A 23,650-nucleotide genomic window follows, 5' to 3' on the forward strand; every position below is an offset into this window, starting at 1 on the left:
TAAGTGCGAGGGAAGGCGATCTCAAAGTTCCGAAGCCCGAACGCCCTCCCTCGCGCTCCCACCCCGTTGGGCACGGAAAGAGTGTTACATCTTCGATGTGTAACACGGTTGACTTTTGTCTGTATGCTGCGGTATCCAGAGTGGGACGCTGTGCCGATCTGGGTTCCTGGATTCTTCGGCACTTATAGTGGAATGTTATACTGAGCTGGTTTCCGAATTCTTCAATATTTACAGTGGAACGTTATACTGAGCTGGTTTCCGAACTCTTCAATATTTACAATAGAGCGTTATACTGACCTGGTTTCCGAATTTTTCAATATTTACTGTGGAACGTTATACTGACCTGATTTCCAAACTCTTCAATATTTATAATGAATCGTTATGCCAATCCTTCTTCTGGGCTCTTCGGTATTTCAGCTAAGACGCTACGCCGATACAGCTACACTCCCACAATCCCAGGACAGGACGCCCCGCGTCCGTCCCCTGCCCGGGTTTTATCTTTTTTCCTGCCGGCTGGAAGTGTCAGCCAGAGGGAGAGGATATCGGTTCGGGCTGTTGCGGAGGAGGGGTGATACAACTTAGGTCCCGGGAGAGGGCGTTATTGCGGCAGGGTCAGCTGTTTGAGCCAGCGGCGAGTTCTGGCCCTGCCGCAATGGTTTTTCTCCCTCTGGCGCCCGGCTTTCTCCCCGTCTCACGAAGCCCTGCCCGAATCGATGCCACATCCCTCTGGCGTCCGGTATCCTATCCTGGCCGATATCTCCTTCCTCTGACGTACATTCCAGCCCAGAAAAAAAGAACGCCACCCCCGCGGCGTCCTTCCAACTCTCCTCTAATTCCCCCCAGAAATCTGCCTGAGCAGCTCAATATCACTAGCCTGAACCTTAATATTCGTAGTCAATTTCTCCCCCTCAGGACTAATATACGTCACCTCAAGAATACTCCCCTCACGAATCCCACGCTTTGAAACAGCACTGCAAAACGCCGGAAACTTCGGATGATTCTGTTTAAACGTATTCCAGGCATTCATAACCTTCATCATATTTCCAAAATTACCAATACCCATAAATAAACACTCCCTTTCACTATATACAGCCGCCATACCCAAAACGTACAGCGGCTGCCAAAACTCAATATAAAACTACATCACAAAAATTACTGTGCTCTCTTTTTGATATAATTCTTAACAATAGGTTTCACTCTATCCTGAATACCAGACGGCAGATGATAATAAACCCTGCGCAGGAAAGTCGGACGAGCCTGCACCGGAGCAGGACCCTCGATCTTTAATTTAATATCATCCTCGATCACCGGAGCAACCTTCACAGGAAACGCCTGATAAGTCTTAACTTCCTTCTCAGAGAACATCACCCCGTTAAGCCACTCATGGAAACGAACCTTCTCTGTTTCCATAATCCCATTAATCTCATTATAATCCGGATCCTGCAGAAACAGCTCATTCTTCATAATATCCAGAGGATTCGTCACCAAACGATTCTCAACATGGAACAGTTTTGTCAGAGAAGAAAATCTCGTCATACCCCTTTTCGCATTACCAATACCAGCAAACGGTTTACCATATATAAGCGCAAAACTCATACCATGGCAGGAATCTGTTAATACATAACTGCTGTTTTTAAAGTAGTAAATCCAATCCTGGAACGTAATATTCTCCAGAACCGTATCCATTCCCATTTTCTCTTTATTCTCCTGGAAATTCCATGGAGTTCCATCCAGAATATGCAATGTACGAAGACCCAACTTTTCTGACAGATACTTAATAACCTCTTTCTTCTCAGGAGTTGGATCCAAAATATAGGTAAGCATATAGGGTTCTGTCTCATTACGGTCAGATTCCGCCGCTATGTCATCATACACACTCTTATCTACCGCAAATACGGGATCCAAAACTCTGGTCGCATCTACACCAAATACCTTCTTCATCAGGCCAACTGCAGACTCCTCACGAACAGAAATTCCATCAAACCGTTTAAAATACTCACTGGCCATAATCCGCTCACGATCCGGTCGGAAATCACGATCATGTCCAAAGGAAGCGGATACCGCAATCTTCTTTTTCTCGTCACGAACAAAATCCATAAGAAAACTGTTTCCAAAATTGCGGGCAATACCATGATTCCATACCTGATCTGATCCAATAACAAAAGAATCACAGATATGGTTCAGCATATGCATCTCATTTAATCGATACCTTCTGCTCACATGGAAATGAGTATCTGCAAAAATACGGCTGTGATTACTCTTATCCAGCTCACGATCCTGGCCAACAAATCCCGGTTTATCGATCATAAGAGTAGACAAGCCCATCTTTTCCAGAATTTTAGACAGGCCATAATATGTCGCAATACTTCCGTAGTTACATCCAAACCACACGCCAAGAATACCTACATCATAACGGCCTTCCATACAATATTTAACCGCTTTATGCATGCTTGTGTAATCAAGCATTTCAAAAAATCTTCTTCTCTGGGAATGAACCTGCATTTTCTCACCAAAACGGTTTTTCTTGACAGCAGCTTCCAGCGGCGTTTTCTCAATGCGTTTTACACTGTCTTTAACAGACTCCAGAACTGCCGCCCCCTTTGCATTATTGGCCAGAACCAGAGAAGTACCACGTCCATCATTAAGATCTCTCTTATACAGGGAAATCCCCCAGAAATCACCCATTGTAAGATCTCCCTGACGCGGGAAAGAAGCATACTTGCAGCTCTCGCATGTTCTCCTTAAGAAAAGACTTCTTGTAAATCCCAGAACAAATGGGTCAAACTCTATTCCGCCTACATATTTCTTTCCGTTTTTAAATACAGCCTCACAGGTTGTACAATTATATCCATAGCGTTTTGTGCGGAAATGAAACTCTTTCAGATTTTCTTTACCAAATGTTTCGTCAACATAACGTTCAAATACTTTCTCAGATGGAGCACCATGACACATCAGGTCAACTGTAAGAAGATTTTCTTCTTCACCGCCAAGATAAGCTTTTAATCCAGCAACCTGACAAGGTGTTCCTGTAAAAAGCACCTTTTTACCTTTCCCAAGAAACTCTTTAACTTTTGGGAAAATATCTCTCAGGTCACTCTGGACATATTTGGAACCACGCATAGGAACAAACTCTTTTTCATTTGTAGCCACTGTATGGAATACCTTAAAATCCTCATCCATCACAACGCCACAGACAACTCCGCCCTGTGCAAATACAGAACGTGCAAGTACTGTAAAAAATCCGCCGGAACTGCTGTCTCTTCGAACGTTATCTTCCGCCCATACCGCATAACTTTCCGGTTCCGGAGCATTGCTCATATCTTTTGGACAGATGGATGGACAGATTTTTCTGCATTTTCCACATCCTGTACATTTTTCTTCGTCTACAACAGGATAGCGAAAGCCCTCTCTATCCTGTTCCATTGTAATTGCCCCGAAAGGACAACTGTAAACACACGCACTACAGCCATAGCACTCTGTTTTCTTTAAATCCCCTATATGTTTTACACTCATTTATCCATCTCCAAATATTTTCTCCAGAAACTTTCTGAAGTGAATTCTTTTCTGTGGTCTCTGTATTCTTTTTCAAGACGTACATGGATCTTCTTGTAACGACTGAAAAGTTTTCGTTCCCTGTTAAACAGTTCAAAGAATCTTTTCTTGTCCATCTCCCTGTACGCACCCATTTTCAGATGTGGATTAACCGCAAGAAGTCTTTTTCTGAAAAAGTATCTGTGCGGTGTATAATACCAGTCATAGGCAATCGGCACAGTTCCCTTTTTCAGCCATTTTTCTGGCCAGAAATGACCATTATAAGTAATTCTGTAGAGGAATGTCTCCAGTGATTTACGCGGAAGATCCTGTGCATAAACGCTGTATACTTTCGTCGGTGCTTCCGGGAAATTAGAAAGCGGCTCCATTTTCTCATTTTTCTGAGATTTTTCTTTCAGGAGCTTCTCCCCCTGATTCTTCATAAAGAATTTATATCCCTTCATATAATCCTCAACTGCATCCAGAAGAAGCTCTGCACCGTCATAATTAAAACGAAGCAGATTTACACGGACCAGCTTGCGGATACGGGTCATAATATCCGCATTCTGGCATACTCCGCTGGCAGCCTGAAGCATCAGGGTGTTTCTATGCACCTGATAAAATTCCATTGCGCCGTTGAACTTGTTGGTGAATCCCATATGCCAGATACAGATACCACTGAGTGTAATAAACTTCGCCTTGTTTCTAAGGCTGTATTCAACATCATCTCCACGTACAAATACCGGAAGAGGCAAATTATCTTTACGCACAAATTCCATAGGGATACAACAGTACCACCAGCCTGCATAAGCATTCTTCGGCTCATGGATCATCTCTTCACAGCGAAGAACATCTTCAATCTTTCGGGTATCTACCCTGTCTTTCAGTGGGCCATAAGTTCCCTCATGATCCATAAATCCTACATCTTCATACAGGAAATTCATCTGCTCATAGAAAAGCATCGCTCCACTGATAAAATGATGTTCATACTCCGGACGAATGATCTTCAGAAGATTATAAGTACGGATCAGACTCTCCGGAAGGATCATAACATCATCATCCATAAGAAGAACATGGGTCGGTTTTTCCTTATGATCCATCGCTTCCAGCATACCTCTTGTAAATCCGCCGGCTCCACCTACATTAAGGTTCGGATGTACCATTACGTGCTCTGTCTCAATCTCTTCTGCCGGAAGTGTACGGCCATTGTCTACCACATGGATCCACAAATTCTCTGCAAGGCTGTCATTACCCGCAAGGACGGTCTCTTTCAGAAGCTGAATGTTCGGAAGGATATAGTCTTCTTTCTTAAATGTTGTTGTACAGAGATGCAGTGATACATGACGCATCTGGTCTTCCTCAATCTCTGTGATATACTCACCACTATAGATTACACAAATACCATGTGTATGAATTTCGAAACCAGCCAGCATCAAATTGTTCTCCGGATATTCAAGACAGATCTCCTGTGCTTCTTCTGCTGAGATTTTTGCTCTGCGGAGAACTTTTCGGATATATTGTGTATCTTTCTTCTCATAACCTGTAAGAAGGATCTCCATTTCTCCTTTTACACGTAATCTCAGAATCAGTTTTTCTGCATATGTGTATGTTTTCCATTTTAAAAGAGAAATCGAGTTAAAATAGGTACAGAAATCAATTACCTGACCTGCTCCCAAAACAATCGTCTTATTCTCTCTGTCGTATACCGGACGGCTGCTTTTAAAGAACATCTCCCAGTATGCTTCCAGTCTGTCATTGTCGCAGAACAGGATATTCTGCAGTTTATAATTCTTACTCATCTTTATTAATCTCCAAATAATTATTCCAGAACTCTTCTGTTATTAATTTCTTCCAGTTCCTGCCGTAGCTCTCCCTGGCTCTTTCAAAGTACCTGTCTGTTTTTCTCAATGCCAGTAATAAATATATGCTCAGACGTATAGTTTCCGGCAGATTTTTGTCTGCTCTGAGACAAAAGCCTGCAGAGTCCTCATAAACAATATGTTTCTTTTTTGCCACAGTGTAAACGCTAACATTTGGTGTCGTGTAAAATACATTCTTTTCTTTTTTGTCCAGTTTTTCCAGTTTTGGAAGTCGACTGGCCACCTGTTTATGAATTTCCACTCCATCCGTGTTTTCCAGCCACTTTTCTCCCTTCAGGAAATCCAGCATAGCGCAGATATTCAGATAAATATAGTCATACCTTCCTCTTAAAAGATTTCCTGCCGTCCATTTGACAAGAAATTTTTTCCACTGGCGTTTATCCCAGTCATCATAATGGATTGCATTTAAGATCGCCATATTTCGAATATCATAATACTCTCCGATCTGAGGAAGTTTCTTGGTGACAGCTTCATGCCACACACCGATTCCATTGAGAGTCATCAGCTTACCCATACGAATTCCATATTCGATATCATCTCTGTGAATAAAAACAGGCAACGGAAGACCCTTTTCCCGGATTGCGGATACCGGTATACAGCAATACCACCAGCCACCATAATCCCAGTTCTGAGATTCCGTATTCTTAAGAAGAGCATCTCTCTTTCGCAGATCCATATTCTGGCCGCATCCCTGAATCCTTCCTCTGTTCCAGAAAGCTCCACATTCAAACTGTTTCCAGGGAATATCTCTTTCAATAAGGGAACCACCCAGCGGTGCATCCTGCCATTCTTTTTTTACGGAAGATAAAAACAGCATTGTTTTCGTCAGTACTTCCGGATTCAGGACAATATCATCATCCATGAGGATCACATGAGTAAATCCCGGGTCTTTCAAAGCTTCGATCATTCCTCTGGTAAAACCACCAGCACCGCCACAGTTTCGGTTTGGTACAAGATGAACCCAGTCCGGAACCATCTCCTCTGTCAGAGTATTTCCATTATCTATAAGAAAAATCCCCGGCCGTTCCTCCAGATCCATTCTGGAAATCCGTTCAAGATTACTGATAACTTCTTTTTCACGGCGGCAGGTACAGATCACCACTGCCGGCCGAACTGCCTGCTGCACTTCAACTGCCGACTGAAAATCAACATCATAAAGAACTCCGCCCTGCGCCAGTCCTTCTACGCAGATCCAGAAAGCTGCTATATTTTCAATAACATCTGACACTTCAAAAACTAGTTCGTTTTTAATATCTGCCGCAGTCCTGCTTTCTTTTTCTTCATCCACAACCGTTCTGCTTCCATCTATATGGCACAGCAACACCCGGCAGTTTCCTGAAACTGTAACTTTTATCCGCAATCCGTCCAGCTGTGCATACTGCGACCACTGTTTCGGGTAAAACCCGTTAAAATACGTAAACAGATCTGCTTTCTCATTTTCCGGTACGGATAATGATTTTTTTTCACCCTGCTGTACCTGAATTCCTCCCGTACCTTGATAATAAAGTCCGTAGTTTTCTTCTGCACAGTCCGGAAGCATCATTGTCTGCACTGTTCTATATTTCATTTAGTTTCTCCCTCAGTCTCATGATAAAGTGTCCCGGATAGTATAACAGATATCTGCTCTTTCTGATAGCCCATACAAATTTATTTTCGACTGAATTATAGATATTTGGATAACACTCACTAATTTTCCCATCCATTCTGCGCAGTCTGTGGCACATTTTCACAGAGCAGGGAAAACTCAGATAAATCTTGAAATGGCTGCTCAGAACATTGGCAATTCCCTTTTCAAGATACACAAGATACTCCCTGTCAGTTCCCTCTGATTCTTTTTTGCGATAGTACTTCAGAAGACTCTTCAGAACTTTCTCATGATTCCGGTGATTTTTACGCATTTTTTCCAGAGTCATACTCTGTCCCTGCCGTCCCAGTCTGTACATATATACAAACTCATCCAGAAATACGATAGTCCTGACTTCCGGGATCGGATACATGACAAACTCCACGTCTACATAATAACAGTTCTCATCGATCCGCATACCTGTTCTGCGGACCAGCTCTGTTCGTATGGTCATGGAATGCATTTTAACAAACGTTTTTTCCGCAACATCATGAAAATCGTATTTTCTGCCATATTCCACCCCCTGAAAAGGATGTCTGTTCTGAACACTTCTTTTTCCGGTCTGTTCATAGACCCAGAAAAAATTGGTCCACACAATATCTGCTTCTGCCTTTTCAAGATTTTCCACAAGTGTGACAAAGCCTTTTTCGTTTACCCAGTCATCACTGTCCAGCACTTTCACATATTCCCCAACTGCATTATCCATACCTGTGTTGATTGCAGATCCATGGCCCCCATTGGGCTTACTGATCACCCGGACGGAATATGGATGTGCTTTTGCATATTCCATCGCAATCTCTTCAGACCGGTCTGTTGAGCCGTCCAAAACTACCAGAATTTCTATTTTATCCAGAACTTCTTTAATCATCAGTGATTCCAGACATTGACGGATATATTTTTCCATATTGTAGACTGGAATAATTACTGACAAAACCTTTTTCATACTTTCTTACCTCATTATATATGAAATCGCATCACGGATTCCGGCAACATATACCAGTTGAATTCCCCTGATGCTCTCTGTAGCTGCCCGGTTCACCTCCGGCAGGATCACAGTTTCAAACCCCAGTTTCTTTGCTTCCTGCACTCGCTGACCAGCCATACTGACTGCCCTGACTTCGCCGCTCAGGCCAATCTCGCCAAAAACCATTACAGAATCAGGGATCACAATATCTTTTGCACTGGAAATGATTGCCAGACAGATTCCCAGATCAATAGCGGGCTCCGTCATCTTCATTCCTCCGGCAATATTCACATAAGCATCCGAAGCAGCAAGATGGATTCCTGCTTTCTTCTCCAGCACTGCCATAAGGAGATTTACACGATTAAAATCCGTACCAACTGCTGTTCTTCTCGGAATTCCAAAATTGCTCTGACACACCAGCGCCTGAATCTCCACCAGAATAGGCCTTGTTCCTTCCATGGAACATGCAACCACAGAACCGGATGCATTCTCCGGCCTTCCATTTAGCAGGAATTCTGAAGGATTCCTTACTTCTTCCAGACCTGTATTCTGCATTTCAAAAACTCCGATTTCATTAGTGGAGCCAAAACGGTTCTTCACCGCCCGCAGTATCCGGTAAGAGGCATGTCTGTCTCCCTCGAAATAAAGCACAGTATCTACCATATGCTCCAGCACACGGGGACCTGCTACATTTCCCTCTTTTGTCACGTGACCGACAATAAAAATGGATACGCCCATACCTTTTGCGATCTGCATCAGAACATTCGTGGATTCTCTTACCTGCGAAACGCTTCCCGGTGCAGACGTGATATCTTCATGAAACATGGTCTGAATAGAATCTACAACTGCCACATCCGGTTTCGTCCGTTCAATGATCTCACGGATATTCTCCAGATTAGTCTCACACAGAAGTTTCAGTTTATCATTAAAACTTCCAAGTCTGTCCGCCCGCAGCTTAATCTGGCGCAAAGATTCTTCACCGGAAATATATAATACAGACACGCCCTGTGAAGAAAGGTTCCTGCAAACCTGAAGCAGTAATGTAGACTTTCCGATTCCAGGATCTCCGCCCACTAAAACGAGGGAGCCAGGAACAATTCCTCCTCCCAGCACCCTGTCCAGTTCACCGATCCCACAACTTTGGCGTTCGTCAGCCGAAAGACTGATATCTCGCAAAATTACAGGTTCTGTCTTTTTCTGTGATATCTTTGCGTTGGAGGAAGCTGACTTCTTGGATGAAACAGTTTCCTCTACAAATGTATTCCATGCCTTACATGCCGGACACTGTCCCATCCATTTGGCTGATTCATATCCGCATTCCTGGCAGAAATATACTGTTTTTTTATTTTTTAGCATTTTACGATTTTTACTTCTGCTTTGGTGTTCGTATCCAGCTCAACGCTGAAAGAAAGCTTGCCGCCCAGGTTCGTAGTCATAGTACCTGTGCTTGCTCCATCAATAAATACCTGATATTCTGTCTCAGCCTCAAGCTCAACTGTGATCTGAGAATCCTCAAATCCCTGTACTTCAAAACTCATGGTTGTTCCATCCTGCTCAAGATGGAATACGCTTGTTCCCGGAACAGACTCATATACGAACATTCCATTGCGCTCAAGCTTGGTGATCTCCTTGTATGTTTTTACTTTATACATATCTCCCTGATACTGATAATCCGACAGTTTGGATTTCTGATTTAACTCATAATCTCCAAAACTGATAGTACCGTTATCTTCTGTACGGATCAATTCCTGTACCACTGCCATGATCTTATGTCCTCCTGAAATTCTTTTGTTGTATCATTACGATGATGTTAATTATAACTTATTTCTTTTCTTTTTGCCATAGGAAGTGAAAAAAATCTTATACTTTTCAAAAAACGGCTTTTTACTCCTGTGATTTCTGGGATACAAAACAGATTTTTTTATCTTTCACCTTTACCTGTACAGTATCTCCGGCTTTGATCCGGCCTTCCAGAATCTCTGTTGCCATCTCGTCTTCAATCTTCGTCTGAATTGCACGGCGAAGCGGTCTTGCGCCGTATTTGCTGTCAAAACCGGCATCCGCGATAAGATCTTTTGCCGCTCCTGTGACTTTCAATGTGATATTCAATTGTTCCTGACATCTTTTTTCCAGGTTTTTCAGAAGAATAGTGACAATCTTGCGGATATTTTCTTTATTAAGAGAATGGAATACCATGATCTCATCGATTCGATTGAGAAATTCCGGTTTGAACATCCTTCGTACTTCTTCCATTACTCCGGATTTCATCCTGTCATAATTCTGTTTTTCCGTGTCTCCGGACATAAATCCAAGATGTTTCGGTTCCATGATCATCTGTGCTCCGGCATTAGACGTCATAATAATGATCGTCTGTTTGAAATCCACTTTCCGACCATGGGCATCTGTAATATGCCCATCATCAAGCACCTGTAAAAGAATATTAAATACATCCGGGTGTGCCTTTTCGATCTCATCAAAAAGAATTACACTGTACGGATTTCTTCTGACTTTTTCACTGAGCTGTCCGCCTTCTTCATATCCTACATATCCTGGAGGAGAACCAATCATTTTAGATACACTGTGTTTTTCCATGTATTCAGACATATCCACACGGATCATTGCCTGTTCACTTCCAAACACTGCTTCTGCCAAAGCTTTGGAAAGTTCTGTCTTTCCAACCCCGGTAGGTCCCAGAAACAGGAAAGAGCCAATTGGTCTAGCCGGATCTTTCAGACCAACTCTGCCTCGTTTCACAGCCCGGGCAACTGCTGACACCGCTTCATCCTGACCGATCACTCGCTTTTTCAGAACTTTTTCAAGATTTGCCAGGCGTCGGGATTCCCCTTCTGTCAGACGTTGCACCGGGATTTTCGTCCAGTCAGATACAATATCTGCAACAGCCGCTTCTCCAACTACAGGAGATTTCCACCTGTTTTTACGCTCAGCCTTTTTGCGGAGTTTTTCAAGCTCAGCCTCTACGCTGTTCTGTCTGGCCTGAGCCTTTCTGGCGCTTTCGAGGTCCGCGTTTACAACGGCCTGTTCTTTTTCTTTCAGGATCTCATGGATTTCTCTTTCCAGTTCTTCTGCTTCCGGGGACGGATGATATCCGGCAAGCTGAACCTTGGATGCCGCTTCATCAATAATATCAATCGCTTTATCCGGAAGGAACCGGTCATTGATATAACGGACTGACATTTTTACTGCGGCCTCCAGTGCTTCATCCTGAATTTCTACCCCATGATGTTTCTCATAATAAGGGCGCAGGCCTTTTAAGATTTCAATTGCTTCCTCTTCATCAGGCTCTTCCACCATAACCGGTTGGAATCGCCGTTCAAGTGCAGCATCTTTTTCGATATATTTACGATATTCCTCCAGAGTCGTCGCTCCGATCAGCTGAATCTCTCCCCTGGAAAGAGATGGTTTCAGGATATTGGACGCATCCAGAGCTCCCTCTGCTCCACCTGCCCCGATGATCGTATGGATCTCATCAATAAAAAGCAGGATATTCTGCTGTTCTCTCACCTCATCAATGACATTACGGATACGTTCCTCAAACTCGCCTCTGTATTTACTTCCGGCTACCATTCCGGAAAGATCCAGAACCACTACTCTTTTATTCTTCACAGTATCCGGGACCATTCCGGTAACGATCCGCTGTGCAAGACCTTCTACAATAGCAGTTTTACCGACTCCCGGCTCTCCCGTCAGACATGGATTATTCTTGGTCCTTCTGCTTAAGATCTGGATCAGTCTGGCAATTTCCTTATCCCTTCCTACCACCGGATCAAGTTTACCTTCTTCTGCCATCTCTGTAAGATCACGGCTGTACTGATCGAGAGTCGGTGTGACACTGCCATTTCTTCCCCTGGAAGCTTTCACTGCCTGAAATTCTTCTGCAATAGCATCACTGTCCATCCCCATAGCTGTAAGAACTGCAGCATAAAGTTTCTGGATATTCGCTCCCATTGTATACAGCAGCCTTGTACCTACACAGTCTGTTTCCTTTAACATGGACAGCAGAAGATGCTCCGTACCTGCCTTTTCAAAATGCATGGCCTCCGCCTCTATATAGGCATTTTCCAAAACTCTTTTCGTCCTTGGGCTGAATCCCGGCTGCTGTGCAGTTAATGTATTTCCCGGCGGTGCGATCAGCTCGTCGATCAACGCCATAGTCTTATCCGCCTGGATTCCAAATTCTTCCAGCACTCTTCCGGCAGTTCCCTCTTTTTCTTCCACAAGACCGACCAACAGATGCTCCGTGCCAATATAACTATGTCCGCAGGAGCTGGCTGCCTGTTTTGCCAGAACAAGAACATTCTCCGCCTGTTTTGTATATCGTTCCTGCATGATGTCTCCTCCTATCTGTCTGTGTCATATTCGTCAAAAATCTCATCCACCAGCTGGTGAACTTCTTCCCTTGTTACATTTTTACAACATCCCCATGCCATTGCCACTGTCAGATTCTGTTTCATTTCTTCCAGAGCTCTGACCTTATCCGCATCAATGGAGATCACAGCGCCCTTCCGTCTGTCAATGGTTACAAAACCTTCCTGCCGAAGCAGTGCATATGCCTTGTTTACCGTATGCATATTAATTCCTGCAATACTTGCAAGCTGCCGTACAGAGGGCAGAGCATCCCCCTCATGAAGTCTTGATGTAGCTATCCCCATTATGATCTGATTGGTGATCTGCATATAGATCGCCTCATCACTGTTAAAATCGATTTCTATCACCATAGGGCAATCTCTCCTCTACAACAGCAAAAGGCTGCCCAGTTTCATCCTGGCAGCCTGCTGTAATTTTTTGTTTTTATTTGCTGATCCCTGCAATCTTTTCTACCTGTTCTTTGTTCAGAATCAGATTAAAGCCCAGTGGATTTATCACATAAGCGTTTGCCTGTGGAATCATCAGGCTCGGAAGTTTGTCCATGGTTACTTTTGCAACACGGAGATTTTTACCTCTTCCGAATTTCTCAAACTCCATAACATCTGTGAATACAGGCTGCAGAATCTTGTCCTCTTTGTTTTTCAGATATGGAATATGAAGTTTTCCGTCTTCTTCCTGTTCTGCATTGATAGCAATCAGAAATTCTGCTTTTCGTAAATTCGCGATCAGCTCTTCTTCAAGCTCACGGATATTTTTGTGTTCTTCCTGTTTTACCGGACGGCGAAGTTCCTGCATAAAGTAAATACCGGAAAGCTCAAGAGATGGATTCAGAAGCGGTCTCTTCGCCGGCTCGATTTTACTCATATCTCTCTGCTTTGCGATTTTTCCAATTTCTATTTCAATCTGCTCTTCTCCGTCAATCCAGATTACACTGTTTACTCCGATTGCATACAGCGTTCCATACAGTCTCGGAAAATCTTTCTTCTCATATTTCATGCCCATAAGAAGGATCTTATCCTCCAGGAGCTGTTTTCCATATTCTTTTATTTCTTCTTCTGTGGCAAAAATTCTCGCCTGATCATTAAATGTCTCATCATCACAGGTTACATACGGAAGCTTGGTTGCCTGTGAATATGCAACAAATACTTCTTCCCTGTTTCTGAGTTCATGAATTGCTTCTTCTACACTGATTCCCATTTTTCTGTCCTCTCTGCCTCATCACTTGGATGCGACACTTCAGCAAAGAAATGGCATCCAGCTTTTTATTATTCGTAACTACTCACTGTGTTTCATAGTTGTTACTATTGTACAATGAAATCCCTGTTTTCGTCAAGCTGTGCCTGTGAAAACTGACCAATTCATGCCTCGTCGATCGCTTTTCCAATGTCATGACGCATATATTTGTTTGCAAAACTGATCCACTCAGTAGCAGCATATGCGTTCTTTCTTGCCTCTTTCAGCGTTTTTCCCTTGGCAGTGATACCAAGAACACGGCCTCCGTTTGTAACGATCTGGCCGTCTTTAAATTTGGTTCCAGCATGGAAACAGTAGTATCCATCTTTGTCCTTGAAGTTCTCAAATCCCTGAATCGGAATACCCTTTTCATATTTTACAGGATATCCATCACTTGCAAGAACAACACATACTGCCGCATTGTCTTCGAATTTCAGATCAATCTGATCCAGATTTCCGTCTACACAGGCTTCCATCACTTCAATAATATCATTCTCCATACGCGGAAGAACAACCTGTGCTTCCGGATCACCAAATCTTGCATTATATTCCAGTACCTTCGGGCCATCTGCAGTAAGCATCAGTCCAAAGAAAATAATTCCCTTAAACGGACGTCCCTCAGATGCCATGGCATCTACAGTCTTCTGATAAATATATTTCTTACAGAATTCATCTACTTCCGGAGTATAGAACGGACTTGGGGAAAATGTTCCCATTCCACCGGTATTCAGTCCCTGGTCTCCATCCTTGGCACGTTTGTGATCCTGTGCGGATGTCATGGTGCGAATGGTCTTTCCATCTACAAAAGAAAGCACGGAAACTTCACGACCTGTCATGAATTCTTCAATTACCATGGTATTTCCAGCATTTCCGAATTTTTTATCTTCCATGATCTCTTTTACGCCGGCTTCTGCCTCTGCAAGATCCTGGCAGATCAGAACACCTTTTCCAAGTGCAAGGCCATCTGCTTTCAGAACGATCGGGAATTTTGCTTCGGTTCTTAAATATTCCAGAGCTTTCTCCGGATCATCAAAATTCTCATAAGCTGCAGTAGGGATATCGTATTTCTTCATAAGATCCTTGGAAAAAGCCTTGGAGCCTTCCAGAATGGCTGCGTTTTTGCGCGGTCCGAATACACGAAGTCCCTCTGCCTCAAATACATCTACGATTCCGCCCACAAGAGGATCATCCATTCCCACGATGGTAAGATCGATCTCTTTTTCTTTGGCAAAGGCTGCCAGTTTCTCGAATTCCATTGCTCCGATATCTACGCATTCTGCGTACTCTGCGATTCCTGCATTTCCAGGTGCACAGTAAATCTTGTCAACTTTCGGGCTTTTTGCAACACTCCATGCAATTGCATGCTCTCTTCCGCCGCTTCCTACGATTAATACTTTCATCTGTTTACTCCTTTGTTTCATCTGTTTTGTGATTACTTTAAAGAAACAATTCCATCTGTCACTGTGATCTTGTCATTGGCGATAAGATTGATGGCTTCCGGAAGGATCTTCCATTCTGCTTTCTCCATTACACGTCTCTGAAGCTCCTTGGATGTGTCTCCGTCTTTTACCTTCACCGCTTTCTGAAGGATGATCGGGCCTGTATCTGTACCTGCATCTACGAAATGAACCGTAGCACCGGTTACTTTTACTCCTCTTGCAAGAACTGCATCATGAACCTTCAGTCCATAGAAACCTTTTCCGCAGAAAGACGGGATCAGAGATGGATGGATATTGATGATCTTGTTTGGATATGCCTCCACCATCATCGGAGGAATCGCAACCAGATATCCCGCAAGAACGATCAGGTCTACCCCTCTCTCCTGAAGTTTGGAAAGCAATGCTTTATGGAAAGCCTCCCTGTCCGGATAGTCTTTTGGTGCGATACATATCGCTTCTATGTCATGTTTTCTGGCTCTTTCCAGTGCGTAGGCAGAAGCATTGTTGCTGATCACGATATCCACTTCTGCGTTTGTGATCTCTCCTGCATCAATGGCATCCAGGATTGCCTGAAGATTTGTTCCTCCGCCGGAAACAAGAACGCCGATCTTTAACATAAGGTCACTCCCTTTTCTCCTTCTTCGATGCTTCCTACTACATATGGCTTGTCACCAGTCTTACGGATCGCTTCCATTGTTTTGTCAACATCTGCTGGATCTACTGCCAGGATCATTCCAAGGCCCATATTGTATGTATTGTACATCATATGCTCTTCAATATTTCCTTTTTCTGCAAGAAGTTTGAAGATTGGAAGTACCGGATAGCTGTCTTTCTTGACAACAGCTCTGGTTCCCTCTTTCAGCATACGCGGAATGTTCTCATAGAATCCGCCGCCTGTGATATGGCTGCATGCATGGATCTTCACTCCGGTCTCGCGGATGCTCTTCAGTGCTTTTACATAGATTCTGGTCGGTGCGATCAGTGCCTCTCCCAGAGTTGTTCCAAGTTCATCATAATAAGTATCCAGGGATTCTTTTGTCATGTCGAATACTTTACGTACAAGAGAAAATCCGTTGCTGTGAACACCTGTGGATGCCATACCGATCAGGACATCTCCCGGTTTCAGGGCCTCTCCTGTGAGAAGATCTTTTTTGTCAACGATTCCTACGGCAAATCCGGCAAGGTCATACTCATCCTCCGGCATAAGTCCAGGATGTTCTGCCGTCTCACCGCCGATCAGAGCCGCCTCAGACTGTACGCAGCCTTCTGCAACACCTTTTACGATCTCTGCGATCTTCTCCGGATAGTTTTTGCCGCAGGCAATGTAGTCCAGGAAAAACAGTGGCTCGCCGCCTGCACACGCAATATCATTCACGCACATGGCTACGGCATCGATTCCGATGGTATCATGTTTGTCCATAACCATGGCTACCTTAACCTTGGTTCCGCATCCGTCTGTTCCGGAAACCAGTGTAGGTTCTTCCATATCTTTGAATTTCTCCATGGAAAATGCACCTGAGAATCCACCGATTCCTCCAAGTACCTCCGGTCTCATTGTCTTGGCAATGTGTTTTTTCATCAGCTCTACTGATTTGTATCCTGCCTCAATATCTACGCCTGAAGTCTTGTAATCCATAATGTCCTCCTTATGACAACACTCTTTTATTTTTATGGTAAAAAATTTATAACCGGTTCTTAGTAGTTCTTGTATCCAACTTCCTGAAGTCTTGCGTCTTTCTTCTCAACCTGTTCTTTCAGATCCTGGCTGTACGCTTTCAGTCTGGAAAGAAGCTCTGCATCAGAAGTTGCAAGGATCTTGGCTGCAAGAAGTCCCGCATTGGCACCGCCGTTGATCGCTACTGTGGCAACCGGGATACCGCTTGGCATCTGTACGATAGAGTAAAGGGAATCTCTTCCTCCCAGAGATGTTGTATGCATCGGGATACCGATTACCGGCATTGGAAAGATCGCCGCACACATTCCCGGAAGATGAGCTGCCATTCCTGCGCCTGCGATGATCACTTTGAAGCCTTTTTCTTCTGCTGTCTTTGCATACTCGAAAAATACATCTGGTTCTCTGTGTGCGGAAATGATCTTCATTTCATAATCAATTCCCAGTTTCTCCAGGATATCTGCTGCTTTACTCATAACCGGCATATCTGAATCACTACCCATTACAATTCCTACTTTTGCCATTGTGTTCTCCTTTCGTGGTACACTAACTGAATGTTTACCTGTAGTTGTTTGACTATTGTTATGGTTATTCTACGTATATTCTCACTTTCTGTCAATACGATCGGAAAAACTGTAAATTTACTAATTAACTTATATTAATATTTAATGGAAGATTTTCAAAAGGACGGTTTAATTCCTCGGTTCCAGGAAGAACAAACCTTCCATTTTCAATAATGGAGATCATTTCTCCCTCATCATCAATCACACGGATGCTTCCAAGCTCATCATAAGGAATGGTGATATCCGTGTGGCATCCATAATAAGCAAGGCTTACATCATCCTTACGCATCTCGGAAATCTCGTTGTCTCTGGCAATGATCTCTTTTCCGTCCGGATTGTATACCGGTGTATCTTCTGCCCAGCTGTAGCAGGTATCACCCACTGCGAAATGCGGTCCCATTTTCTCTGCGATCAGGATCGGAAGCTTGTCCGCAATTCCGTATTTCAGTGCTGCCACATAAGCTGTGGTGTTTGTACCAATGGCAAATTCACCCATCGGGATCTTCGGATGATGATGGAGGATGTTATCCTCGATATACTTCCTGTTTTCTTCTTCTGTTTTAAAATTGGAGCAGGTATAATCGATCACCTGACCGCAGTCAAATACCAGTTTCAGGTCACGGAACTGCAATCCGTTCAGATATACTTTTTTCACATGAAGGATCCCGCCGGTTCCTGCAAGCTGCGGGGAGGTAAAGACTTCTCCTACCGGAATGTTCACATCTGCCACGCAGTTCTCAAAATTCGTCTGTTTCTTCGGATCTGTCAGCTCATGAAGATGGATCAGAAGATCCGTCTCATTATCTCCACGGCCTTTGACCTCCACCCACTCACAGGTGTCCAGAGTATTGATGATCGTCTGCTGGATCTCCTGATAAAGATGATAATCCAGAGTATTGATCTTTACGATCTCACGGAAAATTTCCTCATAATTTCCACCGATCTCAGGAACCGGATAGGCAATAATGGTAAAACTTCTCTCATCACCTTTAATGTAACGGTTTACGATCTGTCCGGATTCATTGTCAAGCTCTGTCTGCAGCTTCTGCTGTGCCTCACTTAATGCGTAAGCTTCCGGTTTGCTTACCGGAGAGAACGGATTTTCTCCAAACGTGTCAATGCAGGCCGGGCCTCCATGTACCTCTGCCAGTTCTCTGTACTTCTCATAAGAAGTCTGCATGGCACGGAGTTTTCGCTGCACAAAATCTCCGTCCAGGAACAGTGCACTGTCCTGACGATGATCGTAATCGTACTGCGGATTGGCAACGCCACCGGTATAGCCCACACGAACTGCGCCTCTTTTGTTCACTGCATGTGTTGCATGACGGTAGATCACCGGTTTCAGTCCCATTTTTTCAAACTGAAGGATCGCAGCCTTTACCATACGCTCAAATCCAAGGCTGTAACGGATATTTACGGTTTTCTTCTTTGTGATATCTTTTCGTCCGGTGATAAATCCGATCCGATAACCTTCTGTATAAGTAGAAGCCATCTTATCGATCTCTTCCTGGGAAAGGGAATTTAAGAACTCCGCCACTCCTGTCTCATTCTCAGAAACATACTCTCCGTAACGATACAGATATCTCAGATCAGAAAGATCAGAATTCATAATAATCTCTGCTGCAAAATCAAGTTCCGGATCTACGCCCTCCCGGATTCTCTGTTCCATCATATCCTGACAGTAGTCATTCACATAGGAACGAAGGATTCCCTCTATTGTTGCAGCCTCCGGAAGCTCTTCCTCACAAAATGCAGAGTATACTTCCAGAAACAGTTCCATGGATACTGTCATATCCCACAGTCTTTTCTCATGTGCATAAGCCACTGTTCCGGCAAGTTCTGCATACAGGAAACTGAAAGCTTTTCCATAATCTCCCAGCTTATTTACTGCATAAGCCGGATTTCCATAACTGCTTTCATAGTTTTCCGGAAGGATATCCTGATAAAAGCGATGATTTCGCTCCTTCAGCTCCTCCAGGGTAAGTTCCACATTCTCCTCATCCATCACATCTGCTGTCATGGAAAGAAACTGCGCCATCTTTCTGAAAAAATCTCCAAACGGTTCTTTTACCGTCTCTTCTGTTATGACCTCACGGATCCGCTCTTTTGCAAGTCCGTAACGTTCTTTCATGCATTCGTCCAAAACTTCATCTCCCATCTTTTTCATCATCAATCACATGCCCCAGGGCAATATGTTTGTCGATCAGTTCTTTCATATATTCCCAGATCACTTCGGAGCCTTCTCCTGTTTTCTGGTTTCTCTTATAAATCTGACTTTTCTTTACCTGATGTTCTTCCCAGCTTCTTCCGTTGGAAGCATCATTGAGAAACAATGGCTGACAGTTATCCAGCACATGGGCAAATTTCGCCTCTGGAGTTTCGTAGGCCTCAAACTCCTCCCAGAGTGCTTTCAGCCACTGTCCCTGATCTTCCGGCAGCAATCCGTAGATCCGTTCCGCTGCTTTTCGCTCTCTGGCATCCTTGGTGGCTGCCCCTTTCTCATCGTACGCATAGGTATCTCCCGCATCAATCTCCACAAGATCATGTGCCAGTACCATGGGAATTACCTTCGACAGATCCACTTCCTCGTTGGAATATTCCTTCAGAAGCACTGCCATCAGCGCCAGATGCCAGGAATGTTCCGCATCGTTTTCTTTCCTGTTTCCGTCTGCAAGATACGTCTGACGGAAAATATTTTTGACTTTATCTACTTCCAGGATAAAATCAAGCTGTTTTTTTAATCGTTCTTTTTCTTCCATTTTTTATACTCCTGATAAAAAAAGTCCCAGCCAGATTACCAGAATCACACCGTTTAAGATTGATCCGATCATACTTGTGCGGTGTTTCCGGTTTTCCTCTGAAAAGCTGGAAAGGCCCAGTGCAAAGCCGTATGCTGACAGCAGCATCGCAAAAAGCCCGGTTCCGCCAATCAGGCCCCCGAGCTTTCCGTCAAGAAAAAGTGCAAGCACAACTGCCACAATAAACAGCACGAGGGAAGCTGCTGCCAGTCCTACGGACCACTTTCCTTTCGCAGCTTCTCTTTTTTTTGCAAATGCATATCGATATCTTCTTGCCATTAATGTTTTCTCCTAATTTTGTCGCAGACTGCGTAAATTCCATATCCCAGTGCCGCGCCCAGAGTATTCAGTATCATATCATCCACATCAAAACATCCGACCCTGGTGATCAGCTGGATCACCTCCACCGTCAGACTGATGGAAAAACCGGATAATATAATAAAAAAGCCATTTCGCATTCTTCGGTTTATCACCGGAAGAACAAACCCATATGGCATAAATCCCAGCACATTTCCGAAAATATTTGTAAAAAGTGCAAACATCCCTAATTGTTTCCTGTAGACCCAAAAACGCCTGATTTCAACAAACGGAACAAAATTATATCGAAATTCTCTTTCCGCGTCTGCTACCCGGCCATAACCTTCCGAAAAGAAAAGAAGGTATACAAGTATCAGGACATACAGCACAAAAAAAGCTGTCCCGAGTTTTTTTACTCTGTGTTTTGTCCCCTTTTTCAATATTCTCCCCTGCTTAAATGCCCGAAAAGCCACACGAAACAGAGTGCGGCTTTCCGGAATTTTTGTTTATATTTTTCCTAGATCAAAATCTCTGATTTTCTTTTGAGCAGTCTCGCACCGTTCACGATCATCAGAATCCCTGTGACAAGTCCCGTCACCAGAACGACAATACCGAGTGCAAGACTTCCCGCCCCGCTGCTCGCCATGGTTTTATAAATTTTTTCATTCATAAGTCTGTGTCCTCCCAGTAAAAGCGGACATTCGGAATCCGCTGCTCTTTTATTATGATATTCTGTACCAGTATTATTCTGCACCGTACTGCTCATAATATGCATCGATGGCTGCTTTCAGCTTATCATCAATCACAACACGGCCTTTGTATTCTTTATTGTAGAGGTGCTCAACCACCTCAGCCATGGTTACAATTGCTGTAGTCTGAAGACCATAATTCTCTTCAATCTCTTTCAGAGCACTCTTGGTTCCCTGACCACGTTCCATACGGTCAACAGAAACCACAAGACCGATCGGATTTACATCTCCCTGTGCTTTGATAATCGGAAGTGCTTCCTTAATGGATGTTCCGGCAGTCGTAACGTCCTCAATGATCACTACTTTATCCCCATCCTGGATCGGGCTGCCAAGAAGGATTCCCTTATCTCCGTGGTCTTTTACTTCCTTACGGTTGGAACAGTAACGGATATCCTTTCCGTACATTTCACTGATTTCCATGGTTGCTGCCACAGAAAGAGGAATTCCTTTATATGCCGGTCCAAACAGCACATCAAAATCCAGTCCGAATTTGCTCTCGATCGCTTTTGCGTAATACTGACCCAGTTTACGAAGCTGTGCACCGGTACGATAAAATCCTGTATTTACAAAAAATGGTGTTTTTCTTCCCGATTTCGTAGTAAAATCTCCAAATTTCAGGACATTACAGTCGATCATAAACTCAATAAATTCCTGCTTATACTGTTCCATTTATTTAATCCTCCATATTTTTCATGTACACAGCAAAACGGATATTCTTTCTTTGTTCTGCTGTGATTCGTGTGTGCAATCACTTTGCTTATCCGCGTTCATTCTAACATATGTATAACAGAATTGCAAATTATGGAAATTCCCGTTATTTCACCACACCGATCAGTTCATTGATATCTTCAACCTTCTCTTTTTCAAGAAATGCCTGGATTCCCTCCGCAATTTCTTCTGTTGCATAAGGATTGAAAAAGTTTGCGGTTCCCACAGATACGGCAGTAGCGCCTGCCATGATAAACTCCAGTGCATCCTCACAGGTTGCGATGCCACCCATTCCGATGATCGGAAGGGATACCGCATTTGCCACCTGATATACCATGCGGACAGCGACCGGTTTTACTGCAGGGCCGGACATTCCGCCTGTTTTATTTGCCAGCGCAAATGTACGACGGTTGATATCGATCTTCATTCCTGTCAGAGTATTGATCAGGGAAAGCACATCTGCACCACCGGCTTCTGCTGCTTTCGCCATCTCGGTAATATCGGTAACATTGGGGCTCAGCTTCATGATCACCGGCTGTTTTGCATATTTCTTAACTTCTTTCGTAATGTCTTCAAGAGCTTTCGGATTCTGGCCAAAGGCAATCCCGCCTTCCTTGACATTCGGACAGGAAACATTGATCTCCAGCATGTCCACAGGCTCATTTCCAAGGCGTTCCACAACCTCACAGTAATCCTTCGTGGATTTTCCGCAGACATTGACAATGATCTTTGTGTCATATTTCTTAAGGAACGGAATATCTCTCTCACAGAATACATCGATTCCCGGATTCTGAAGGCCGATGGCATTGAGCATTCCGGACGCTGTTTCAGTCACCCTTGGTGTAGGATTTCCCGGCCACGGTACATTGGCCACACCTTTTGTCACAACCGCACCAAGTTTATTCAGGTCCACAAATTCACTGTATTCCGCTCCGGAACCAAATGTTCCGGACGCTGTCATTACCGGATTCTTAAGCTCTACGCCGGCAAGATTTACCTTCATTCTGCTCATAACTCTACCTCCGTACTTAAGAATACAGGTCCATCTTTACATACTCGCTTGTTATGTACATGGGAATGGGAATCTACATCTTTGGATTTACATACGCAGGCAAGGCATGCACCTACACCACAGGCCATACGCTCTTCCATGGAAATCCAGCAGGGAATTCCCTTTTCAAGGGCATATGCCTTGATGGCACGGAGCATTGGCGCCGGTCCACAGGCAAAGATCGCATCTGCCTCAAGGCCATTCTCACGGATAGCATCCATGACATTTCCCTTTGTTCCGGCAGATCCATCTTCCGTTGCCACATAGACATCTCCGTAAGCTTCAAATTCCTTATTCAGAAACAGCTCATCTCTGTATCCAAGAACCATGATCTTCTCTGCATCCAGCTCTTTGGCAGTTTCCAGCATTGGCGGGATTCCAATTCCACCGCCCATGAGAAATACTTTTTTGCCTTTTACTGCATCCAGTGGAAAACCATTTCCAAGAGGTCCCAATGTCTCAACAGGTACTCCTGCATGAAGTCTGGAAAATTCCTCCGTACCAGTTCCTTTTCCGGTAACACGATATACCAGTCTCAGTTTTCCCTCTTCCTTATCGATCTCACAGAGACTGATGGGTCTTGGAAGAAGTTTGCTGCCGTTGCGGCTGTAAAGAGATACAAACTGTCCCGGCACTGCATTTTTCCCAATTTCCCCCGCATCCAGCCACATGCTGTAAATATCTGTACCTATACATTCCTGGCTTAGAATCTTACAGGACTTTTTTGTTTTCTTATTTTCTGACGTGCTCATAAA

22 protein-coding genes are annotated in these 23,650 nt (G+C 43.9%); all 22 read right to left on the reverse strand.

From position 1 onward, the window contains the following. Positions 1–829 precede the first annotated feature (829 nt). The 22 genes from GPK81_RS11055 to GPK81_RS11160 all read right to left on the reverse strand — a co-directional run bounded on the left by GPK81_RS11055 (position 830) and on the right by GPK81_RS11160 (position 23,647). Positions 830–1,063 (reverse strand): hypothetical protein, encoded by a 234-nt coding sequence (locus GPK81_RS11055; RefSeq protein WP_021977603.1) that lies wholly within the window; start codon positions 1,061–1,063, stop codon positions 830–832. 89 nt (positions 1,064–1,152) lie between these two features. Further along, complete coding sequence (locus tag GPK81_RS11060; RefSeq protein ID WP_021977602.1) at positions 1,153–3,513, reverse strand: polysaccharide pyruvyl transferase family protein; 2,361 nt, start codon at positions 3,511–3,513, stop codon at positions 1,153–1,155. Next, positions 3,510–5,330: a glycosyltransferase gene (locus GPK81_RS11065; RefSeq protein WP_021977601.1), complete on the reverse strand. Its 1,821-nt coding sequence runs from the start codon at positions 5,328–5,330 to the stop codon at positions 3,510–3,512. The genes GPK81_RS11060 and GPK81_RS11065 overlap by 4 nt, the downstream gene beginning before the upstream one ends. Next, positions 5,323–6,978, reverse strand: coding sequence for a glycosyltransferase (locus tag GPK81_RS11070; protein WP_021977600.1), 1,656 nt, complete (start codon positions 6,976–6,978; stop codon positions 5,323–5,325). The genes GPK81_RS11065 and GPK81_RS11070 overlap by 8 nt, the downstream gene beginning before the upstream one ends. Beyond that, positions 6,968–7,978, reverse strand: coding sequence for a glycosyltransferase family 2 protein (locus GPK81_RS11075; RefSeq protein ID WP_215707045.1), 1,011 nt, complete (start codon positions 7,976–7,978; stop codon positions 6,968–6,970). Before GPK81_RS11075 ends, GPK81_RS11070 begins: the two co-directional genes overlap by 11 nt. A gap of 6 nt (positions 7,979–7,984) precedes the next feature. Beyond that, the gene (gene radA / locus GPK81_RS11080; RefSeq protein WP_021977598.1) at positions 7,985–9,355 is read right to left on the reverse strand and encodes a DNA repair protein RadA; all 1,371 of its coding nucleotides are present in this window, start codon (positions 9,353–9,355) and stop codon (positions 7,985–7,987) included. Continuing rightward, positions 9,349–9,762, reverse strand: a complete 414-nt coding sequence (locus tag GPK81_RS11085) for a hypothetical protein (RefSeq protein ID WP_021977597.1) — start codon at positions 9,760–9,762, stop codon at positions 9,349–9,351. Before GPK81_RS11085 ends, radA begins: the two co-directional genes overlap by 7 nt. A gap of 121 nt (positions 9,763–9,883) precedes the next feature. Further along, on the reverse strand, positions 9,884–12,346 hold the full coding sequence (locus GPK81_RS11090) for an ATP-dependent Clp protease ATP-binding subunit (protein WP_252196644.1): 2,463 nt from the start codon (positions 12,344–12,346) through the stop codon (positions 9,884–9,886). An 11-nt stretch (positions 12,347–12,357) separates the two neighbouring features. Continuing rightward, positions 12,358–12,735 carry a GntR family transcriptional regulator gene (locus tag GPK81_RS11095; protein WP_021977595.1) on the reverse strand — a complete coding sequence of 126 codons (378 nt, stop codon included), beginning with the start codon at positions 12,733–12,735 and terminating at the stop codon, positions 12,358–12,360. A gap of 73 nt (positions 12,736–12,808) precedes the next feature. Further along, positions 12,809–13,582, reverse strand: a complete 774-nt coding sequence (locus GPK81_RS11100; RefSeq protein WP_173762132.1) for an SseB family protein — start codon at positions 13,580–13,582, stop codon at positions 12,809–12,811. A 161-nt stretch (positions 13,583–13,743) separates the two neighbouring features. Beyond that, on the reverse strand, positions 13,744–15,018 hold the full coding sequence (gene purD / locus GPK81_RS11105; protein WP_173762131.1) for a phosphoribosylamine--glycine ligase: 1,275 nt from the start codon (positions 15,016–15,018) through the stop codon (positions 13,744–13,746). A gap of 32 nt (positions 15,019–15,050) precedes the next feature. After that, a complete protein-coding gene (purN, locus tag GPK81_RS11110) occupies positions 15,051–15,674 on the reverse strand; it encodes a phosphoribosylglycinamide formyltransferase (protein WP_148447739.1) in 624 nt (207 codons plus the stop codon). Next, positions 15,668–16,693: a phosphoribosylformylglycinamidine cyclo-ligase gene (purM, locus tag GPK81_RS11115; protein WP_148447737.1), complete on the reverse strand. Its 1,026-nt coding sequence runs from the start codon at positions 16,691–16,693 to the stop codon at positions 15,668–15,670. The genes purN and purM overlap by 7 nt, the downstream gene beginning before the upstream one ends. 59 nt (positions 16,694–16,752) lie before the next feature. Then, positions 16,753–17,253: a 5-(carboxyamino)imidazole ribonucleotide mutase gene (gene purE, locus GPK81_RS11120; protein ID WP_015525905.1), complete on the reverse strand. Its 501-nt coding sequence runs from the start codon at positions 17,251–17,253 to the stop codon at positions 16,753–16,755. Between the two features lie 124 nt (positions 17,254–17,377). Further along, positions 17,378–19,459, reverse strand: a complete 2,082-nt coding sequence (locus GPK81_RS11125) for an aminopeptidase (protein WP_420360594.1) — start codon at positions 19,457–19,459, stop codon at positions 17,378–17,380. Next, entirely contained in the window at positions 19,440–20,051 is a 612-nt protein-coding gene (locus GPK81_RS11130) for an HD domain-containing protein (RefSeq protein WP_148447736.1), read from the reverse strand. Before GPK81_RS11130 ends, GPK81_RS11125 begins: the two co-directional genes overlap by 20 nt. A gap of 3 nt (positions 20,052–20,054) precedes the next feature. Then, positions 20,055–20,369 carry a hypothetical protein gene (locus tag GPK81_RS11135; protein WP_021977588.1) on the reverse strand — a complete coding sequence of 105 codons (315 nt, stop codon included), beginning with the start codon at positions 20,367–20,369 and terminating at the stop codon, positions 20,055–20,057. Continuing rightward, positions 20,369–20,860, reverse strand: a complete 492-nt coding sequence (locus tag GPK81_RS11140) for a VanZ family protein (RefSeq protein ID WP_330597639.1) — start codon at positions 20,858–20,860, stop codon at positions 20,369–20,371. Before GPK81_RS11140 ends, GPK81_RS11135 begins: the two co-directional genes overlap by 1 nt. A 44-nt stretch (positions 20,861–20,904) precedes the next feature. Further along, positions 20,905–21,057, reverse strand: coding sequence for a hypothetical protein (locus GPK81_RS11145; RefSeq protein WP_173762129.1), 153 nt, complete (start codon positions 21,055–21,057; stop codon positions 20,905–20,907). Between the two features lie 73 nt (positions 21,058–21,130). Further along, positions 21,131–21,805: an orotate phosphoribosyltransferase gene (gene pyrE, locus GPK81_RS11150; protein WP_173762128.1), complete on the reverse strand. Its 675-nt coding sequence runs from the start codon at positions 21,803–21,805 to the stop codon at positions 21,131–21,133. Between the two features lie 145 nt (positions 21,806–21,950). After that, positions 21,951–22,856 (reverse strand): dihydroorotate dehydrogenase, encoded by a 906-nt coding sequence (locus GPK81_RS11155; RefSeq protein WP_021977584.1) that lies wholly within the window; start codon positions 22,854–22,856, stop codon positions 21,951–21,953. Then, positions 22,853–23,647: a dihydroorotate dehydrogenase electron transfer subunit gene (locus GPK81_RS11160; RefSeq protein WP_173762127.1), complete on the reverse strand. Its 795-nt coding sequence runs from the start codon at positions 23,645–23,647 to the stop codon at positions 22,853–22,855. Before GPK81_RS11160 ends, GPK81_RS11155 begins: the two co-directional genes overlap by 4 nt. Between the last annotated feature and the right edge of the window lie 3 nt (positions 23,648–23,650).

This window comes from Blautia sp. MCC283 (assembly GCF_018785565.1).
Taxonomy (GTDB): Bacteria; Bacillota; Clostridia; order Lachnospirales; family Lachnospiraceae; genus Blautia_A.